Origin of the sequence: Halorubrum salipaludis (genome assembly GCF_002286985.1) — an archaeon.
Taxonomy (GTDB): domain Archaea; phylum Halobacteriota; class Halobacteria; order Halobacteriales; family Haloferacaceae; genus Halorubrum; species Halorubrum salipaludis.
Genome location: NZ_NSKC01000002.1, coordinates 416,130 through 432,942, shown reverse-complemented (window position 1 = coordinate 432,942; position 16,813 = coordinate 416,130). Strand labels below are relative to the sequence as shown.

The 16,813-nt window shown below is 70.1% G+C and carries 14 protein-coding genes; 6 read left to right on the top strand and 8 right to left on the bottom strand.

The annotated features are described in order from the left end of the window. Positions 1–20: 20 nt before the first annotated feature. Together CK500_RS04805 and CK500_RS04800 are read right to left on the bottom strand one after the other, a co-directional pair. The gene (locus CK500_RS04805) at positions 21–1,676 is read right to left on the bottom strand and encodes a DUF2070 family protein (RefSeq protein WP_095636112.1); all 1,656 of its coding nucleotides are present in this window, start codon (positions 1,674–1,676) and stop codon (positions 21–23) included. Beyond that, entirely contained in the window at positions 1,677–2,708 is a 1,032-nt protein-coding gene (locus CK500_RS04800) for a glycosyltransferase (RefSeq protein ID WP_095636246.1), read from the bottom strand. Between the two features lie 391 nt (positions 2,709–3,099). Between CK500_RS04800 and CK500_RS04795 the strand changes: the two genes are divergently transcribed. Both CK500_RS04795 and moaC read left to right on the top strand, forming a co-directional pair. Then, the gene (locus tag CK500_RS04795; RefSeq protein ID WP_095636111.1) at positions 3,100–4,548 is read left to right on the top strand and encodes an NAD(P)H-hydrate dehydratase; all 1,449 of its coding nucleotides are present in this window, start codon (positions 3,100–3,102) and stop codon (positions 4,546–4,548) included. Continuing rightward, the gene (gene moaC, locus CK500_RS04790) at positions 4,541–5,044 is read left to right on the top strand and encodes a cyclic pyranopterin monophosphate synthase MoaC (protein ID WP_095636110.1); all 504 of its coding nucleotides are present in this window, start codon (positions 4,541–4,543) and stop codon (positions 5,042–5,044) included. The genes CK500_RS04795 and moaC overlap by 8 nt, the downstream gene beginning before the upstream one ends. Positions 5,045–5,073: 29 nt before the next feature. Here moaC and CK500_RS04785 read toward each other — a convergent pair whose 3' ends face one another. Continuing rightward, on the bottom strand, positions 5,074–6,798 hold the full coding sequence (locus CK500_RS04785; RefSeq protein WP_095636109.1) for a formate--tetrahydrofolate ligase: 1,725 nt from the start codon (positions 6,796–6,798) through the stop codon (positions 5,074–5,076). 80 nt (positions 6,799–6,878) lie between these two features. After that, positions 6,879–9,044 (bottom strand): formate dehydrogenase subunit alpha, encoded by a 2,166-nt coding sequence (gene fdhF, locus CK500_RS04780; RefSeq protein WP_095636245.1) that lies wholly within the window; start codon positions 9,042–9,044, stop codon positions 6,879–6,881. 153 nt (positions 9,045–9,197) lie between these two features. Between fdhF and CK500_RS04775 the strand changes: the two genes are divergently transcribed. Continuing rightward, on the top strand, positions 9,198–9,821 hold the full coding sequence (locus tag CK500_RS04775; RefSeq protein ID WP_095636108.1) for a hypothetical protein: 624 nt from the start codon (positions 9,198–9,200) through the stop codon (positions 9,819–9,821). Between the two features lie 458 nt (positions 9,822–10,279). Here CK500_RS04775 and gcvT read toward each other — a convergent pair whose 3' ends face one another. Beyond that, entirely contained in the window at positions 10,280–11,461 is a 1,182-nt protein-coding gene (gcvT, locus tag CK500_RS04770) for a glycine cleavage system aminomethyltransferase GcvT (protein ID WP_095636107.1), read from the bottom strand. 125 nt (positions 11,462–11,586) lie between these two features. Between gcvT and CK500_RS04765 the strand changes: the two genes are divergently transcribed. Then, entirely contained in the window at positions 11,587–12,258 is a 672-nt protein-coding gene (locus tag CK500_RS04765; protein WP_095636106.1) for a S26 family signal peptidase, read from the top strand. A gap of 1 nt (position 12,259) precedes the next feature. On the opposite strand, the gene CK500_RS04760 is transcribed toward CK500_RS04765, so the two are convergent. Beyond that, positions 12,260–12,748, bottom strand: coding sequence for an NYN domain-containing protein (locus CK500_RS04760; RefSeq protein ID WP_095636105.1), 489 nt, complete (start codon positions 12,746–12,748; stop codon positions 12,260–12,262). Positions 12,749–12,851: 103 nt separating this feature from the next. On the opposite strand from CK500_RS04760, the gene CK500_RS04755 reads away from it, so the two are divergent. Next, positions 12,852–13,271 carry a universal stress protein gene (locus CK500_RS04755; protein WP_095636104.1) on the top strand — a complete coding sequence of 140 codons (420 nt, stop codon included), beginning with the start codon at positions 12,852–12,854 and terminating at the stop codon, positions 13,269–13,271. Between the two features lie 163 nt (positions 13,272–13,434). After that, the gene (locus tag CK500_RS04750; RefSeq protein ID WP_095636103.1) at positions 13,435–13,689 is read left to right on the top strand and encodes a hypothetical protein; all 255 of its coding nucleotides are present in this window, start codon (positions 13,435–13,437) and stop codon (positions 13,687–13,689) included. A 67-nt stretch (positions 13,690–13,756) separates the two neighbouring features. Here CK500_RS04750 and ilvD read toward each other — a convergent pair whose 3' ends face one another. Further along, positions 13,757–15,544 (bottom strand): dihydroxy-acid dehydratase, encoded by a 1,788-nt coding sequence (gene ilvD / locus CK500_RS04745; RefSeq protein ID WP_095636102.1) that lies wholly within the window; start codon positions 15,542–15,544, stop codon positions 13,757–13,759. 86 nt (positions 15,545–15,630) lie between these two features. Continuing rightward, positions 15,631–16,722: a type I restriction enzyme HsdR N-terminal domain-containing protein gene (locus tag CK500_RS04740; RefSeq protein ID WP_095636101.1), complete on the bottom strand. Its 1,092-nt coding sequence runs from the start codon at positions 16,720–16,722 to the stop codon at positions 15,631–15,633. Positions 16,723–16,813: the final 91 nt, after the last annotated feature.

The following is a 16,813-nucleotide window of genomic DNA, read 5'->3' as shown; positions in this document are numbered from 1 at the left end:
GCGGAGCGGACCGCGGCCGGTCAGAAGAACAGCCAGACGACGAGCAGTCCGTACAAGATCACGAGCGCGATGATCGTCAGCCGGATCAGGATGTTGACGCTGAAGACGAGTCCGTTGTAGTCGTTTTTCAGGAGCTTGAGGGGGCGGGTCCGCCGACTGGTCAGGCCGATCGTCGCGGGGGCCACCTCGGCGGCGGCGCGCTCGACCGCCTCGCGAAGCGCGTCGGTGTCGGATCGCGTCGTGTTCGCGAGCTCGTGGATGGAGGCGTGGGTGTCCGTCGAGAAGATCAGGACCTCGTCGAACTCCCCGCGGTAGTCGGCCGCCAGCTCGCGCACGTCGGGCGTGACCCCGTTGGTGTCGATCCCCATCCACAGCACCTCCTGACCGTCGACCGCCTCGACGACCGCCGCCACGTCCTGGTCCGCGCGGCGGACCGCGAACCCCGCCGCGTAGTCGCGCAGGGGCGCGTCGGCGAGCCGGTCGCGGAAGTCGTCGAAGTGACGCTTCAGCCGGTCCGCCTCCGCGGAGCCGTACAGCACCTCCTTCTCCGGTCCGTTCTGTAGGTCGTGTTTGTGGAGGTCCACGAGCAACACCTCGGACTCGTCGACGTCGCCCATGAACACCCCCGTGTCGTAGTCGTCGATCCCCTCGCCGTGGAGGAATATCACCTGCTTGTCGCCAATCTGTCGCCCGTGAAACTGGATCTCGCCGTAGTCGTGACTCACCAGCCGCGACGCGCGGTCGACGCGGTTCGGGTCGGCGACGGCGTCGAGGATCTTCGCGGCGTCGTCCGGGTTCGAGAGGTCCTCCTTGTGCGTGCAGGGGACGTGGAGGAAGAAGCCGCTCTCGCCCTCGTCGCCGTCGTTCAGGGCGTCGATGACGTTCCCGCTCAGCTGGCCGCCGCCGAACCCGCCGAGGGGCCCGGGGTGGACCCAGGGCGCGACGAGCGTCAGCCGGTCGCCGTTGTCGATCGCGAGCGTCTCGACGGCGGGCTCGGCCTCGATCCCCAGATCGAGCGAGGCGCGGTCGTTCTGGAGGATGCCGGAGGTGAGCTCGAACGCGGAGACGTCGGTGTTGCTCCGGATGAGGTAGTCGACGATCGCGAGCACCAACACGAGAAACGCCGCCGCGATGAGCAGCGAGGCGAACGCGAACACGTGGCGATACGTCGAGAACCCCAGGTCCCCGCCGGCGAACGCGTAGAAGGCGGCGATCAGCGCCGCCGGCTCCGCGAGCGCGACGAGGAGGATCCGCTTGTAGCGGTCGATCCCCGTCGAGACGACGAGCGCGAGGATGTTGATCAGGTAGACCGTGATGAAGAGGAGCCAGACGATGCTCCACGCGCTCCCCACGTCGTTCGCCCCGGAGAGGACCAGCGCGTAGACGAACGTGACGAACTGGTTGGTCGCGGCGAGGAAGAAGCTCCACGACCGCGGGTACTCCGGGAGGACGCGGTGGAACAGCTCCCCGGCGAACAGGAAGGGGAGCAGGAAGAGCAGCACCGCGACCGGGAGGAGCGTCGACGGCTCCGGCGAGAACGGCGTGAACGCCGAGAAGGCGGCGAACGCGACGACGCTGTAGACGACCGAGAGGACCGCCATGGCGGGGAGCTGCCGCGAGAGCGGCGGCACGCTGAACACCAGCCGCTGGAACACGTCGACGTTGTCCGCGCCCATCTACGACACCCCGTATATCTCCTCTAACTCGTCTATCGTTCGCTCGACAGAGAACGTCTCGACCGCCGCGCGGGTCGGCCTGTCGCCGTCGAGGCAGTCGACGACGGCGCGCTCCATGTCGTCGAGGTCGCCGTGCTCGAACCGGGCGCCGTTGTCCGGGCCGATGGTCCGGTCGAAGGGGGGCACGTCCGCGGCGGCGACCGGGGTCCCGCAGGCGTTCGCCTCCAGCGTCGAGAGCCCGAGGGTGTCGCAGGTCGAGGCGGTGACGAAGACATCGAGCGCGGAGTAAAAGGCCGGGAGGTCCTCCCGCGGGAGGAAATCTCGGAACCGCGCGTTCTCCGGCGCGTCCGCTTCGAGGTCGTCCCGGACCGGCCCCTCGCCGACGAGCTCGAACCGCAGGTCCGGCCGGCGCTCCGCCAACCGGAGGATCTCGTCGACGTGCTTCTTTCGAGTCATCCGCCCGCTGTACCCCACGGTCGGCTCGTCGCTCGCGAACTTCGAGTCGGCCACCGGCCGGAACGTGTCCGTCTCGATGCCGACCGGGAGCTTCCGCGGCGTCACGTCCCGCCGGATCCGCGAGGTCGACGCGGTGACGCAGTCGAACGATCGGAGGAACCGGTTCTCGTAGGCCACGTAGGCCCGCCCGGCGACCCCGGCCAGCGCCTCCAGTTTCAGCCCCTGGACGAAGTAGTCCTCCACGGGGGTGTGGTGGGTGTACACGGATTTCACGCCGCGCTGCTTCGCGTATCGGCGGCCCATCAGGCCGGTCGAGGCCGGGCCGTGGCAGTGGACCACGTCCAGGTCGGGGAGCGTCGAGAGGCGTCGGTACAGCGGAACGCGGTACTGGCGGTAGAAGGGGTTCGGCAGCGACGGCACGGGGAGTTCGCGCTCGTCGGGGTCGTGGCTGCTCGCCGGGTAGACGACGTACACCTCGTGGCCCCGGTCCTCGAGCCGGTTCCGCCACGCGCGGATCGTGTACGTGACACCGTCGACGCCGGGGAAGTAGCTGTCCGTGAAGAATCCGATGTTCATGCGAGGGCTGACCGTCGTCGCGTCGTCTGTCGCGCGTCGCAGCCGGAGCGCGTTCCGGAGGCGGGGAGCTGCGCCGTTCCGCCGCGGCCCGCGGTCGGGGACGCCGCCGCATACGGGGCCGCTGTCGGTCGGGGGAGCGCCGTCCCCGTCTCGTCCCGGGCGCGAGACCATCGTCTCGTAGCGCCGTCGTTGCGTCCTGACTGTGCCACGGTTGTTACGTCGCGGATTTTCTTCGGACGTGCATCAACATTTTCATTTCACGACCGGCGCGGCCCCGGCACCGCGGCTCCGGGAACGCGGACGCGCCGCCGACCCGCGGCCCACCCCGTTCCGGGGCCCCACCGTCCCCCGCGGCCACACCATTAATCACGCGGCGCGCGAAGTCCCGCCCATGATCACAAGCGATCGGATGGCGGCGGTCGACGCCAACGCCGCCGCCCTCGGCGTCCCGCGGAAGCAGCTGATGGAGTCGTCCGGCAACGCGGTCGCCCGCGAGGTCCGGGCGATCGCCGACCCCGGCGCGACGGTCGAGCTGCTCTGCGGGCGCGGGAACAACGGCGGGGACGGGTTCGTCGCGGCGCGGTTCCTCTCCGCGTACGACGTCACCGTCCGCCTGCTCGGACGCCCCGAGTCGATCCGGACCGAGATCGCCCGCGAGAACTGGGACGCGCTCGGCGCCGCCGGAGTTCCGACCGAGTCGGTAGCCGACGCCGCGGACCTCGCGCTCGACGACCCGGACGTGATCGTCGACGCGATGCTCGGGACCGGGGTGACGGGCGCGCTCCGGGAGCCGGAGCGGACCGCGGCGCGGCTGGCGAACGAGACCGACGCCGCGGTCGTCGCCGTCGACGTGCCCTCCGGGATCGACGCCGACACCGGCGAGCCGACCGGAGAGGGCTCCGGCGACGAGGTTCGCGTCGAGGCCGACCGCGTCGTCACCTTCCACGACGAGAAGCCCGGGCTGGCCGCGCTCGACGCGGCCGTGACCGTCGCGGACATCGGCATCCCCGCGGCCGCGGAGCGGTTCACCGGCCCCGGCGACCTGCTCGGGATCGCGCGCGATCCGGCCTCGCACAAGGGGGAGAACGGCGAGGTGCTCGTGATCGGGGGCGGCCCGTACACCGGCGCGCCGTCGCTCTCGGCCCGGTCGGCCCTCCGGACCGGCGCCGACCTCGTGCGCGTGGCCTGCCCGGAGACGGTGGCGCGGACGGTCCAGGGGTACTCCGCGGACCTGATCGTCCGCGGCCTCCCGGGCGACCGCGTGGGGCCGGCCCACGTCGACCGCGCGCTGGAGCTCGCCGCCGGCAACGACGTGGTCGTGCTCGGCCCGGGGCTCGGCGGCGGCGACGGGACCCGCGAGTTCGTCCGGCGGTTCCTGTCGCGGTACGGCGGGCGCGCTGTCGTCGACGCCGACGCCCTGCGGGTCGTCCCCGATGTCGACACGGACGCCGAGCTGATCTGCACGCCGCACCAGGGCGAGTTGGTCGGCATGGGCGGCGAGACGGCCGACGATCCGCACGAGCGCGCGGCGCTCGTGCGGTCGTTCGCCGACGAGGTCGGCCACACCCTGCTCGTGAAGGGCGCGACCGACGTGGTCACTGACGGCGACGCGGTCCGGCTGAACCGCACGGGGAACCCGGGGATGACCGTCGGCGGGACCGGCGACGTGCTCGCGGGCGCGGTCGGCGCGCTCGCGGCCGTGACCGACCCCTTCGAGGCGGCCGCGGCCGGGACGTACGTCAACGGACTGGCCGGCGACGCGGCGGCCGCGGACCTGGGGAACGGCCTCGTGGCGACGGACTTAATCGATCGGCTTCCCGAGGCGATGCGTGATGAGTGAGGAGTCCACCGACGATCCCACCGGCGACCTGACCCACACCGACGCGTCCGGCGAGGTCCGGATGGTCGACGTGGGCGACAAGCCCGACACGAGCCGCCGCGCGGTCGCGCGCGGCGAGATCCGGCTGACGCCCTCGACGATCGCGGCGGTCGAGGCCGACGAGGTCGGCAAGGGCGACGTGCTCGCGACCGCGCGGGTGGGCGCGGTGCAGGCCGTCAAACACACGTGGGAGACGATCCCGATGTGCCACCAGATCCCGATCACGAACGTCGACACCGACTTCGCCGTCGGCGACGACCGGATCGAACTGACGGTCGCCGTGGAGACGACCGGGAAGACCGGCTGCGAGATGGAGGCGCTAGAGGGCGTGACGACCGGGCTCAACGTGGTCTGGGACATGGTGAAGGCCGCGGAGAAGGACGGCGACGGCGGCTATCCGGACACCGGCATCTCCGGGGTCGAGGTCGTCGAGAAGGAGAAGCGGGCGCTCGAGTAGAGCCCCCCGAGTCCGAACCGCGGTCGGGCTCAGAACAGCCCGCTCAGGTTCCCGTCGGCGTCCACGTCGATCTCCTCCGCGGCGGGTTCGGCCGGGAGGCCGGGCATCGTCATCACGTCCGCGGTCTTGACGACGACGAAGCCGGCGCCCGCCGACGGCGACGCCTCGCGGACGGTGAGCGTCCACCCCTCCGGGACGCCGGTCAGCGAGGGGTCGTCCGCGAAGGAGTACGGCGTCTTCGAGAGGCAGACCGGGAGGTCGCCGTACCCCCACGCCTCGATGCGGTCGAGGTCGGCGGCGGCGCCGTCGACGTACTCCACCCCGTCGGCGCCGTACACCTCCCGGGCGACGGTCTCGATCTTCTCGCGCAGCGGGGCGTCGAGGTCGTACAGGGGAGCGAACTCCCCAGTTCCGGCGCGCTCGCGGACCAGCTCGGCGAGTCCGATCGCCCCTTCGCCGCCGTCGCGGTAAGCGGTCGAGCGCGCGACCGGGATCCCGTCCTCGGCGAGCTCGGACTCCAGGGCTCGGAGCTCCGACGCGGCGTCGTCGGCGAAGACGTTGATCGCGACGACCGCGGGGATCCCGAACGACTCCGCGATCTCGACGTGGCGTTTCACGTTGTCGGCGCCGGCTCGGACCGCCTCGGGATCGGTCGCGGCCAGCGCATCGAAGTCGGTCGGCCACATCTCCAGTCCGTGGCGCTTCGCGCCGCGGACCGTCGCGACCACGACCGCCACGTCGGGAACGACCCCCTGACGGGCGACGATGTGCGCGAACTTCTCGGCGCCGAGGTCCGCGCCGAAGCCGGCCTCGGTGACGAGGTAGTCGGCGAGCGAGGCGCCGACGCGGTCGGCGACGAGCGTGTTGGTCCCGTGCGCGATGTTGGCGAAGGGGCCGCCGTGGACGAAGGCGGGGACCCCCTCGACCGTCTGGACGAGGTTCGGGCGGAACGCGTCGCGCAGGAGGGCCGTCGCGGCGCCCGTGACGCCGAGGTCCGCGGGCGTGACCGGGTCGCCGTCGGCGTCCTCGGCGAGCACGATCCGCCCGATTCGCTCCTTGAGGTCCGACAGGTCGTCCGCGAGCCCGAGGACGGCCGTCAGCTCCGAGGCGGCGGTGATGACGAACTCGTCTTCCCGCGGCACGCCGCTCGCGGGCCCGCCGAGCCCCGCGACGACCTCGCGGAGCGCGCGGTCGTTGACGTCGAGCGCGCGCGGCCAGTCGACCCGGCGGGCGTCGACCTCCGCCTCGTTCCCCTGGTGGAGGTGGTTGTCGAGCGCCGCGGACAGCAGGTTGTGCGCGGCCGTGAGCGCGTGCATGTCGCCGGTGAAGTGGAGGTTGATCGCTTCCATCGGGAGGACCTGCGAGTACCCGCCGCCCGCGGCGCCGCCCTTGACCCCGAAGACGGGACCGAGCGAGGGCTCTCGGACGGCCACCGCGGCCGACTCCCCCAGCCCCGCGAGCGCCTGCCCGAGCCCCACCGTCGTCACGGTCTTCCCCTCCCCCTTCGGCGTCGGGGTCATCCCGGTGACGAGCACCGTTGTCCCGTCGGGCTCGCCCGCGGTCGCCGACCGGACCGCCGACCGCGTGAGCTTCGCGACCCCGTCGCCCCGTGGTTCGATCGCGTCGGGGCCCAGCCCGAGGTCGCCGGCGACCGCCTCGACGGGCCGGGGCGTCGCGGCGCGCGCGACCGCGAGGTCGGACGCCGGTACCTCACTCGCGTCGGTCCCGTCGGCTGCGGGGTTCTGGTGTACCATACCGGAGCCTTCTCTCGGGGGCGTAATCAGTGTTGGACGCGTTCTCGGGCAGCGAAAAAGGCCGTCCGCTGCCGGCGCGATCAGTCGTCCGCCGGTTCCGCGTCGTCCGAGGCCGCCCCGTCGCTCGCGCTCTCCCCGCCGTCGGCGACGGTGACCGCGATGTCCGCCGCCGCGGCCTTGTACTCGGGGATCTTCGCCCGCTCGTCGAGCACGTCGTTCGTGAGGCGGTTCGCGGAGGCGGCCGCGAAGTGCGGCGTCGTCCAAACGACCCCCTCCTTGATGTCCTCGGTCACCTGTGCTTTCACCTCAATCTCGCCGCGCCGCGACCGGAGCGTGACGGTGTCGCCGTCCTCGATCCCGTAGGCCTCCGCGTCGTTCGGGTGCACGTCGACGAAGTTCTCCGGGTGCTGACGCGAGAGCGTCGGCGACCGCCGGCTCATCGTCCCCGTGTTGTAGTGCTCCTCCAGCCGGGCGGTGGTGAGGATCAGCGGGTACTCCTCGTCGGGCACCTCGGCCGGGGGCTGGTGGCGGACGCCCTCGATCTGCCCGAGCCCGTTCTCCGTGTCGAAGGAGTCCTCGTAGAGGTACTGGTCGCCCTCGTCGCCCTCCTCGTAGCAGGGCCACTGGAGCCCGGTCTCGCCCAGCGCGTCGTAGGTCATCCCGTGGTAGATCGGACAGACCTCCCGGAGCTCCTCGAAGACCGCTTCCACGTCGTCGAACCGGAACTCGTCGTCGCTGAAGAGGCGGCTGCCGACCTCCATCAGGATATCGAGGTCGTGTTTCGTGTTCTCGTGGACCGCCTCGGCGCCGCGCATGCGCTGGACCCGCCGGTCGGTGTTGGTGACGGTGCCGCCGCGCTCCGCCCACGTCGTCGCCGGGAGGACCACGTCCGCGAGCTCCGCGGTCTCGGTCATGAAGATGTCCTGCGCGACCATGAACTCGAGCGACTCGAGGCGCTTCTCGACCTCGTTGCCGTCGGGCTCGCTCATCACGGGGTTCTCGCCCATCACGTACAGCCCCTTCACCGAGCGGCCGGCCTCGTGGGAGATCTCCACGTTGGTGAGCCCGGGCTCGTCGGGGACCTCGAACCCCCACACGTCCTCGACGCTCTCGCGCGCCTCGTCGTCGTCGACGAGCTGGTAGCCGGGGAGCACGTTCGGCATCGCGCCCACGTCGCTCGTCCCCTGGACGTTGTTCTGCCCGCGGAGGGGGTTGACGCCCGTGCCGGGCTTCCCGAGGTTCCCCGTGATCAGCGCGAGGTTGATCTCGTTTTGCACGTTGTCGACGCCGCAGGTGTGCTGGCTCATCCCCATCCCGGTGAAGATGGCGGCGTTGTTCGCCATCGCGTACTTCTCCGCGGCGAGCTCGATGTCTTCGAGGGGGACGCCGGCCTCCTCGGCGGCCGCCTCCTTGTCGAAGTCCGCGAGCGTCTCCTTGAGATGCTCGAACCCCTCGGTGCGCTCCTCGACGAACTCCTCGTCGATCCAGCCCGCCTCGGGCTCCGCCTCGTGGCGTTCGAGGATCGTCTTCAGGACGACGTTGAGGAGGGGAATGTCGGCGCCCGGGTTCAACTGGAGGTGCATGTGCCGCTCGGTCTCCTCGATCTCGAACGACCGGGTGGTCTTGTTGGCGTGCGGGTCGACCTGGATGACGGTGGCGCCCTCCAGCACGGCCTGCCGGAAGTACTGGCTGTTGGCGATCGGGTGTTGCTCGCCGGGGTTCGCGCCCTGTATCCAGAGCACGTCGGCCGACTCCTCCAAGTCGACCATGCTGTTCGTCATCGCGCCCGCGCCGAGGCTGGTCCGGAGCGCCCACACCGTCGAGGCGTGGCACATCCGCGTGCAGTTGTCGACGTTGTTGGTGCCGTACCGGCGCGCGATCTTCTGGAGGAGGTAGTTCTCCTCGTTCATCGTCTTCGAGGAGCCGAAGAATCCCATCGCGTCGGGGCCGTGCTCGTCGCGGATCGACTCCATCTCCGAGACGATCCGCGAGTAGGCCTCCTCCCACGTCGCCTCGCGGAACTCGCCGTCCTCCTTGATCAGCGGTTCCGTCAGCCGGTCCTCGTGGTCGACGACCTGCGTCGCCGCCCCGCCCTTGATGCAGACGCGCCCCTCGTTGACCGGCGCCTCGCCCCACGGCATGAAGTTCACGTCGCCGGGGTCGTCGCCCTGGTTCACCTTGATCCCGCACCCGACGCCGCAGTACGGGCAGATGGTCTTCACCGGCTCGTCGCCCTCAGCGGACATGGCGCTCACCATGACGTGCGATCATGTGTCACGATCCGTGATCCACTCGCATGAGTGTGTCGGTGGTTCCCGTCGAAGGGGACGAAAGCTCCCGCCGAAGGGGGCCCGAGGCGGCCGCCGAACCGTTTTGCCGACTCGTGCCCTTCGACCGGTATGGACCGCTCGCTCGCCGATATCGAGGGTCGGGTCGCCGACCGCGTCGAGGCGTACCGGGAGTCGGCCCCCTTCCACCCGGTCGAGGCGGAGGCGATCGAGTCCCTCCCGGAGGCGTTCCGGAGCGGCGAGTACGGCAAGCGCGACGTGGAGTGGGTCGTCCGCTGGTACTTCCGTCGGGCGGTGACCGACATCGACCACGGGGCGCGCCGCGCGGTCGAGTCGGCGGTGTCCGACGCGGAGCCCCGGGAGCTTCGGGGGGCGATCTGGGACGCGGTCGACGCGCTGGACGAGGAGGCGGGCTCTCCGCCCCACCACCGCGCGCTCGACGCTCTCACGGGGATTCCGGGCGTCGACCTCGAGGTCGCCTCCGCGCTGCTGTGGTTCCTCGACCCGGACGAGTACCTCGTCGTCGGCGAGCGCGAGTGGGCGGTCGTCGCCGCGCTGACCGACGACGCAGACATCGGTGTTGACCTCGACGAACAGTACCCCGAGCCGATGACGGTCGACGCGTACGACCGATACCTCGACGCGGTGCGAGCGCTCGCCGACCTGCTCGACGTCGACCACTGGCACCTCTACATGGCGCTCCGGAGCGTTCACGCGGAGGCCACCGATCGATGAACAGTGCTTCCCGATCGACGGCGGGAGTAAGTATTGTACGTTGGCTGATCAGCTATTTATACGGGATCGAAAGGTGTTGCTGTCGGGTGTTTATACGTGATCGATGTGTCTGTGGTGAAGATCTCCAAAGCCCCAGCCACGAGGCGGGCGCACGCTTGTTGCGCTCCTCGCTCAGTCGCTTTCGCTCTTTCGCTGCGGTGCTTACGTCACCTGCGCCCGCCTCGCGGCTGCCCCTTTGAGTCCCACCCCGCACGGCGGCCGCACCTCACCCCTCCCCAGCCTCGTCGCCGGACTACGTCCGGCTTCCAGAGGCGCTTCGCGCCTCGCTGCCGCTCGCGATTAAAAGCGCTCGCGGCGTCCCTCGCGCGTTCTTTATAAGCGATCGTTGCCGTCGCTCACGGCCGGTTTAAACACTGTATCGCCACCGACGATCCGATCACCCACTCCCGACCCCGGTCCTACCGGTCCACGAACGGCGGGATCACGACCTCGGCGCGCTTCTCGTCGCCGCGCACGACGACGCTCACCTCGGTGCCCGGCTCGGTGTAGTGCTCGTGGAGGTACCCCAACCCGATCGGCTCGTCGAGCGTGGGGCTCATCGTGCCGGAGGTGAGCTGGCCGACCCGCGTGAGGTCGCCGTCGGTGACGGCGTAGCCGTTTCGGGGGACGCCGCGTTCGAGCAGGCGGACGCCGACGAACTTCTCGTCGACGCCCTCCTCCTTCTGGGCCTCGAGGGCGTCGCGGCCGACGAACTCCGTGTCGAGCTTCACGACGAAGCCGATCCGCGCCTCGTAGGGGGTCCGCGGCTCGCTCTCGGGGTCGAAGTCCTGTCCGGAGAGGAGGTACCCCATCTCCGTGCGGAGGGTGTCGCGCGCGCCGAGCCCGCAGGGCTGGGCGGTCGGTCCACCGGCGTCCTCGCCGACGAACGCCGCCCAGACGGCCTCGGCGTCGCCCGCGGGACACATCACCTCGAACCCGTCCTCGCCGGTGTAGCCGGTCCGGGCGACCCAGCTGTCGGCCCCGGCGACGGCGGCGACCGTCGCCTCGAACTTCGAGAGGCCGACGACCCGGTCAGCGGGCGTCGCGTCGTCGACCGCGTCGACCGCGTCCGGCCCCTGCACCGCGAGCATCGCCCAGTCGTCGGTCGCGTTCTCGACCGCGGCGTCGAGCCCCTGCTCGTCTCGGTAGTCGATCCACCGGTCGTACATCTGCTCGTCGTGGCCGGCGTTGGGGACGAAGAGGTACGCCGGGTCGCCGTCGCCGGCGTCGAGGTCGCGGTCGAGCCCGGAGAGCGCGGCGGCGCCGTCGCCCGCCTCGATCCCGTCGGGAAGGCGGTAGACGACGGTGTCGTCGAGCATGACGCCGTCCGCGTTCGTGATCGCGGCGTACTGGGAGTCGCCCGGGTCGAGCGCGGTCACGTCGTTGGTCGTGAGGCGGTTCATCAGCGTCGTCGCGTCCGGCCCGGACACCTCGATCTCGCCCATGTGCGACACGTCGAAGACGCCGAGCGAGTCGCGGACCGCCGCGTGCTCCTCGCTGATCGAGTCGAACTCGACCGGCATCTGCCAGCCGCCGAAGTCGGTGAATTTCGCGCCGCGTTCCTCGTGGATCTCGTGGAGAGGGGTGCGTCGGTCCGTCATGGACCAACCGTCGCTTGGCCCGACCTAAGGTCTTGTCATCGGACACCTCTCGGGCGGGGTCGCGACGCCCTCGTCCGCCCTCGCCCGCCGACAGGCTCAAGCCGTTTCCTCCCCCGGTACCGCACGTGACGCGGAACCTCTCCGGCCTGCTCGCGCCCGCCGCCGCGGTGCTGCTGGTCGCGGTCGTCGTCGCCGCGGTCGCGGGCGCGTGGCCCCCGTTCGTCGCCGTCGAGAGCGGGAGCATGGCTCCGGAGGTCGAACGCGGCGACCTCGTCATCGTCACGTCCACCGACCGGTTCCCGTGGGGCGGGCTCGTCGGCGCCGCGGAGCCGGGCGCGCCGACCAGATTCGGGAGCGCCGGCGACGTGGTCGTGTTCGACCCGCCGAGCGACGGCCAGAAGCCGATACTCCACCGGATCGCCTTCCCGGTGAGCGCCGGCGAAGACTGGACCGACCGGGCCGATCCCGCGCTGCTCGACGGCGACTGCGCGACGATCGCGGGGTGTCCGGCCCCCTACGACGGGTACATCACCTACGGTGACGCCAACGGCGAGTACGACCAGAGCGCCGGGATCGCCCCGATCGTCCGCGAGGACTGGATCACCGCCAAGGCGCTGTTCGCCGTCCCGAACCTCGGCTGGGTCCGCGTCGGCGTCGACGCCGCGATCGCGCGGGTGGGGCTCCTCCCGACCGCCGTGGGGTTCGGCGGCCTCGCCGCCGCCACCGGCGGGGTCGGCGCGCTCCTCTTCGGACGGATCGCGGCGCGTCGAACGGTCCGAGACGACCGCGAGCGTTAAATCACGACCCGTCTGCGCCGTTCCCCTCGCCGTCCGCGTCGCCGCCCCTGTCGCCGTCGAGCGTCACCGAGTCGTTCGTGGCGTTGCGGAGGGCGTCGGACCGGCCGAACTCGCCGGGCGCGATCGCGAGCGTCCGGATCCCGTAGCCGTTTGCGGTCTCGACGACCGGCTTGAAGTCGGTGTCTCGCGAGGCGATCGCGAGCGTCGACATCCGCCCCTCCGCCGCGAAGCGCGCGGCGTCGACCGCGAGCTTCACATCGACGTCGCCGCTCGTGACGACGACTTCGAAGCCGCGGGCCTCCGCGGCCTGAATCAGGCCCGGCGTCGCGTGCTCGTCGAGGTAGAGCCGCGTCGTCACGAGCTGCCCCTCCGCCTCCGCCGCGACCCGCACGTCGTCGAGGTCGACGTCGAACTCCTCCCGCAACACGTTCGGCCCGTCGACGAACAGCGCCACGCCGACGGGGTCGTCGTCCGACCGGCTGGATTCCATGCCTCACGGTGCGTGACCCGCGGAGATATGCGTGCTGGTCTGGCGGGGCACGTTTGATCCGTGCGAACACACCACTTATCCGTGCGTCGGGCGAAGGGCGACCATGATATCCCGCGTGCTGGTTCCGATGGACGAGTCGGAGATGGCGGAGCGCGCGCTCCGGTTCGCGCTGGAGGCGCACCCGGACGCGGAGATCGTCGTGCTCCACGTGGTGGGGCAGCCTTCCTCCATGATGGGCGGCGCGGCCGGGCTCGCGCTCGCCGACGACACCGAGGAGGCGGCGCGGGAACAGGCGAGCGACCTGCTCGAACGCGCCCGCGAGATCGCCGCGGAGAGCGGGATCGAGATCGAAACGGACGTGATGGCCGGCCACCCCGCGCGGTCGGTCGTCGACGCGAGCGAGGAGTTCGACGTCGTCGTCATCGGCAGCCACAGCGGGAGCCTCGCGGACCGGCTCCTCGTCGGCAACATCGCCGAGAAGATCGTCCGGGGGTCGGCGTCTCCGGTGACGGTCGTCCGCTGACGGTCGTCACGCTGACGCGACCGCGTCGACGGGCGCGAACGCGAGACCGAACGCCGCCGTCGGTTCGGCTTGTGAACACCTTATATTCGTATTACCACCTGATCGACGACCGTAGTGAATATACGGAGTATTGAAGTAGGATGTCCAAGAATAACGAGATAAGATGTCGGGACCAAACGCATACACGGTGATTTCCGAGCAGAACGATCACGATTGCACCACGGTACGTGCACATCCGCGCAACGAGACGTACCACGTCGTCGAGTACGCCGACGAGGACGCGCGCGAGCGCGTCGCGGACCTCCCGGTCGGGTCGGTGGTCAAAATGGAACTGTCGCGCGCCGGCCGCCGGAGCAACGTCTGGCGCGCCGAATCGGTCCGGACGGCCCACACCGACGGCGGGGTGGCCGGTGAGTAAGGAGCGACGGAGAGGGTCGAAAACGGCGCGCAGCTTATAACCGCTCGGAGGCGGTCCTTCCAGTCTCTTACAGATCGCGGGTCAGCCGCGGATTCGTCACGGCACCGTCGGACGCGCCGGCGAAGTCGCGGGCGTACTTCGCGAGGATGCCGCCTTCGTACTGCGGTTCCGGCGCCTCCCACTCCTCGCGGCGCTCCGCGATCTCCTCCTCGGAGAGGTCGACCGCGAGGTCGCGCTCGGGGATGTCCACGGTGACGTGATCGCCGTCCTCGATGAGGCCGATCGGGCCGCCGTCGGCCGCCTCGGGCGCGACGTGGCCGATCATCGGGCCGCGGGTCGCCCCGGAGAAGCGGCCGTCCGTCAGGAGCGCCACGTCGTCCTCGTGGCCCGCGCCGACGACGGCGGCGGTGACGCCGAGCATCTCGCGCATGCCGGGGCCGCCGGTCGGCCCCTCGTTGCGGATCACGATCACGTCGCCGGAGTCGACCGCGCCGGACTGGACGTACTCCATCGCGTCCTCCTCGTTCTCGAACACGCGGGCCGGCCCCTCGTGGTAGAACTCGTCGTCGCCGGTCACCTTCAGCACCGAGCCGTTGGGCGCGAGGTTCCCCTTGAGGATCTTGATGGCTCCCTCTTCCTCCTTGGGGTCGTCGACGGTGTAGAGGAAGTCCGCCTCGATCTCCGAATCGTCCGGGAGTTCGCCCGAGTCTTCCAGCTCAGCGATCTCCTCTTCGAGTGTCCGCCCCGTCACGGTCATCGCGTCGCCGTGGAGCAGGTCGGCCTCCAGCAGGCGGCGGAGCACGACCGGCACGCCGCCGACCTCGTGGAGGTCGTTCATCACGCTGTTGCCGCCGGGCTGCAGGTCCGCGATCTTCGGCGTGCGTCGCGAGATCTCGTCGAAGTCCTCGATCGAGAGGTCCACGTCGGCCTCGGCGGCCAGCGCGAGCAGGTGGAGCACGCCGTTCGTGGAGCCGCCGATGGCGGTCTGTAGGGCGATCGCGTTCTCGAAGGACTTCCGCGAGAGGATGTCGGAGGGGCGGCGGTCCTGCTCGATGCACTCCAAGGCGAGCTCGCCCGCGCGCTCGGCGACCTCGTAGCGCTCCTCGTCTTCCGCGGGCGCGGAGGCGGAGCCGAGCGGCGCCATCCCGAGCGCCTCGGAGATGGACGCCATCGTGTTCGCCGTGAACATCCCGCCGCAGGAGCCCGCGCCGGGACAGGCGTGGCGCTCCAGATCGTCGAGCTCCTCGCCGCTCATGTCGCCCTCGGCGTAGGCGCCGACGCCCTCGAACACCTGCACGATGGTCACGTCGCGGCCGTCGTGCTGGCCGGGCATGATCGAGCCGCCGTAGAGGAAGACGGAGGGGAGGTCGGTGCGGATCGACGCCATCAGCATGCCGGGGAGGTTCTTGTCGCAGCCGGCGACCGTCACCAGCGCGTCCATCCGCTCGCCGAAGGAGACGAGCTCGACGGAGTCCGCGATGACCTCCCGAGAGATGAGGGAGGCCTTCATCCCCTCGGTCCCCATCGAGATGGCGTCGGAGATGGTGATCGTCCCGAACTCGATCGGCATCCCGCCCGCGGTGTCGATCCCGTCGATCGCCGCGTCCGCCACGTCGTCGAGGTGGACGTTACACGGCGTGATGTCGGCCGCCGGGTTCGGCACGCCGATGATCGGCGACGAGAGGTCCTCGTCGTCGAACCCCATCGCCCGGAACATCGCGCGGTGCGGGGCCTTGTCGGCCCCCTCCGTCACGTCTCTGCTCCGTAAGTCCTCGTCCTTCTCGCCCGCGAACCGGTCCGCGTCGTCGCGGTTTCGGGGGGATCCTCCCTCCGACCGCGGCTGCTGTTCGCTCATACTCGCACCTGTCGCTCGGGGGTCTTAAACGGCGCCGTCGGGGCGAGGGTTGCTCGGTGTGGCGAACCGGTTCGGGGACAGACCCGTCACCACTCGCCGTCGAAGGTGATGTCGACGCCGCAGGCGTCGGCGAAGTCGGTGAGATGGCGCTTCTTGTCCCCCTTGTTCAGCGAGGTGTACAGGTAGTAGTCGCCGCCGACCGCGCGGTACAGTCGCATCTCTTCGCCCGACGGGTGGGTCGGTTCGTCGTTTAGTATCGCGATTTTCTTCCCGGGGACGTACGGAAGCGGGGCATACGCGTCGATCAAGCCGTGTTCCCTGATGAGGTGATCCACGACGGTCGCCATGAGATCGGCTTGGCTGTCGTCGCTGAACGAGGCGGACTCCCCGTGATCAGCAATTTCAACCACGTATGTGCCGGACTGATCGTCAGTTTCGGTCCTTTTGGCGGGGTCTGACGACGGATTCGGTTGGCTGGGTTCGTCGGCGCCGGAGGGCCCGTCGTTCTGATCGCTTTCTAGCTCCGCGATCAGGTCGTCGACGAAGGTCTTCGAGAGCGACTCCGCCGGCTGCGAGACGACCTCGCCGACGCGGTCGACGACGGTTTCGCGGATCGCCTCGGCGATCTCCGACTTCCCGTCGGAGAGCGCCTCGATCGCCTTCCGGCGGCGCTCGACGCGCTGGTAGATCTCCGTCGACGCGCCAGACCGGATCGACTCCTCGGACAGCGCCGCGAGGAGCCAGTCGTTCGCGGTGAGATCGGCCAGTTCGATACGGCGGAGGAGTTCCACGTCGGGCTTGTCGCCGTCCTTTTTGAGTCGGTAGACGTGGAACGACTTCCCGTTCGTGAGCAGCCCCCAGTCGACCCACTCCTGGCGCATGTAGCTCCGGAGCTGGTCGGCGTGCGACTCGGAAACGGTCGTGTCACAGCCCTTGGCTTCGACGAACACCGCCGGCGACCCGTCGGCGAACAGCGCGTAGTCGACCTTCTTCTTCGTCGACCCCATCTGGACCGAGTACTCCATCTCGATCGACGTCGAGTAGAAGTCCCAACCGAGAACGTCCCTTATAAACGGATCTATCAGCCGCGCTCGGGTGTTCTGCTCGTCCATCTGCGGGGACGAGTCGACGAGCGACCGAGAGCGTTCGACGTAGTCCGACACCGTCTCCTCGTCCATCTTCCCGATACGTCGGATGCGTGTCCTCTTAAAAGTACAAACGTCAGCGCTGTCTCCGCTACTCCCGCGCTTCGATCACCACCCGGTACCC

What these genes read in the sequence shown, in the direction of transcription:
- CK500_RS04805 (WP_095636112.1), bottom strand. Translation starts at nt 1,676, where the DNA reads ATGGGCGCGGACAACGTCGACGTGTTCCAGCGGCTGGTGTTCAGCGTG.
- CK500_RS04800 (WP_095636246.1), bottom strand. Translation starts at nt 2,708, where the DNA reads ATGAACATCGGATTCTTCACGGACAGCTACTTCCCCGGCGTCGACGGT.
- CK500_RS04795 (WP_095636111.1), top strand. Translation starts at nt 3,100, where the DNA reads ATGATCACAAGCGATCGGATGGCGGCGGTCGACGCCAACGCCGCCGCC.
- moaC (WP_095636110.1), top strand. Translation starts at nt 4,541, where the DNA reads ATGAGTGAGGAGTCCACCGACGATCCCACCGGCGACCTGACCCACACC.
- CK500_RS04785 (WP_095636109.1), bottom strand. Translation starts at nt 6,798, where the DNA reads ATGGTACACCAGAACCCCGCAGCCGACGGGACCGACGCGAGTGAGGTA.
- fdhF (WP_095636245.1), bottom strand. Translation starts at nt 9,044, where the DNA reads ATGTCCGCTGAGGGCGACGAGCCGGTGAAGACCATCTGCCCGTACTGC.
- CK500_RS04775 (WP_095636108.1), top strand. Translation starts at nt 9,198, where the DNA reads ATGGACCGCTCGCTCGCCGATATCGAGGGTCGGGTCGCCGACCGCGTC.
- gcvT (WP_095636107.1), bottom strand. Translation starts at nt 11,461, where the DNA reads ATGACGGACCGACGCACCCCTCTCCACGAGATCCACGAGGAACGCGGC.
- CK500_RS04760 (WP_095636105.1), bottom strand. Translation starts at nt 12,748, where the DNA reads ATGGAATCCAGCCGGTCGGACGACGACCCCGTCGGCGTGGCGCTGTTC.
- CK500_RS04755 (WP_095636104.1), top strand. Translation starts at nt 12,852, where the DNA reads ATGATATCCCGCGTGCTGGTTCCGATGGACGAGTCGGAGATGGCGGAG.
- CK500_RS04750 (WP_095636103.1), top strand. Translation starts at nt 13,435, where the DNA reads ATGTCGGGACCAAACGCATACACGGTGATTTCCGAGCAGAACGATCAC.
- ilvD (WP_095636102.1), bottom strand. Translation starts at nt 15,544, where the DNA reads ATGAGCGAACAGCAGCCGCGGTCGGAGGGAGGATCCCCCCGAAACCGC.
- CK500_RS04740 (WP_095636101.1), bottom strand. Translation starts at nt 16,722, where the DNA reads ATGGACGAGGAGACGGTGTCGGACTACGTCGAACGCTCTCGGTCGCTC.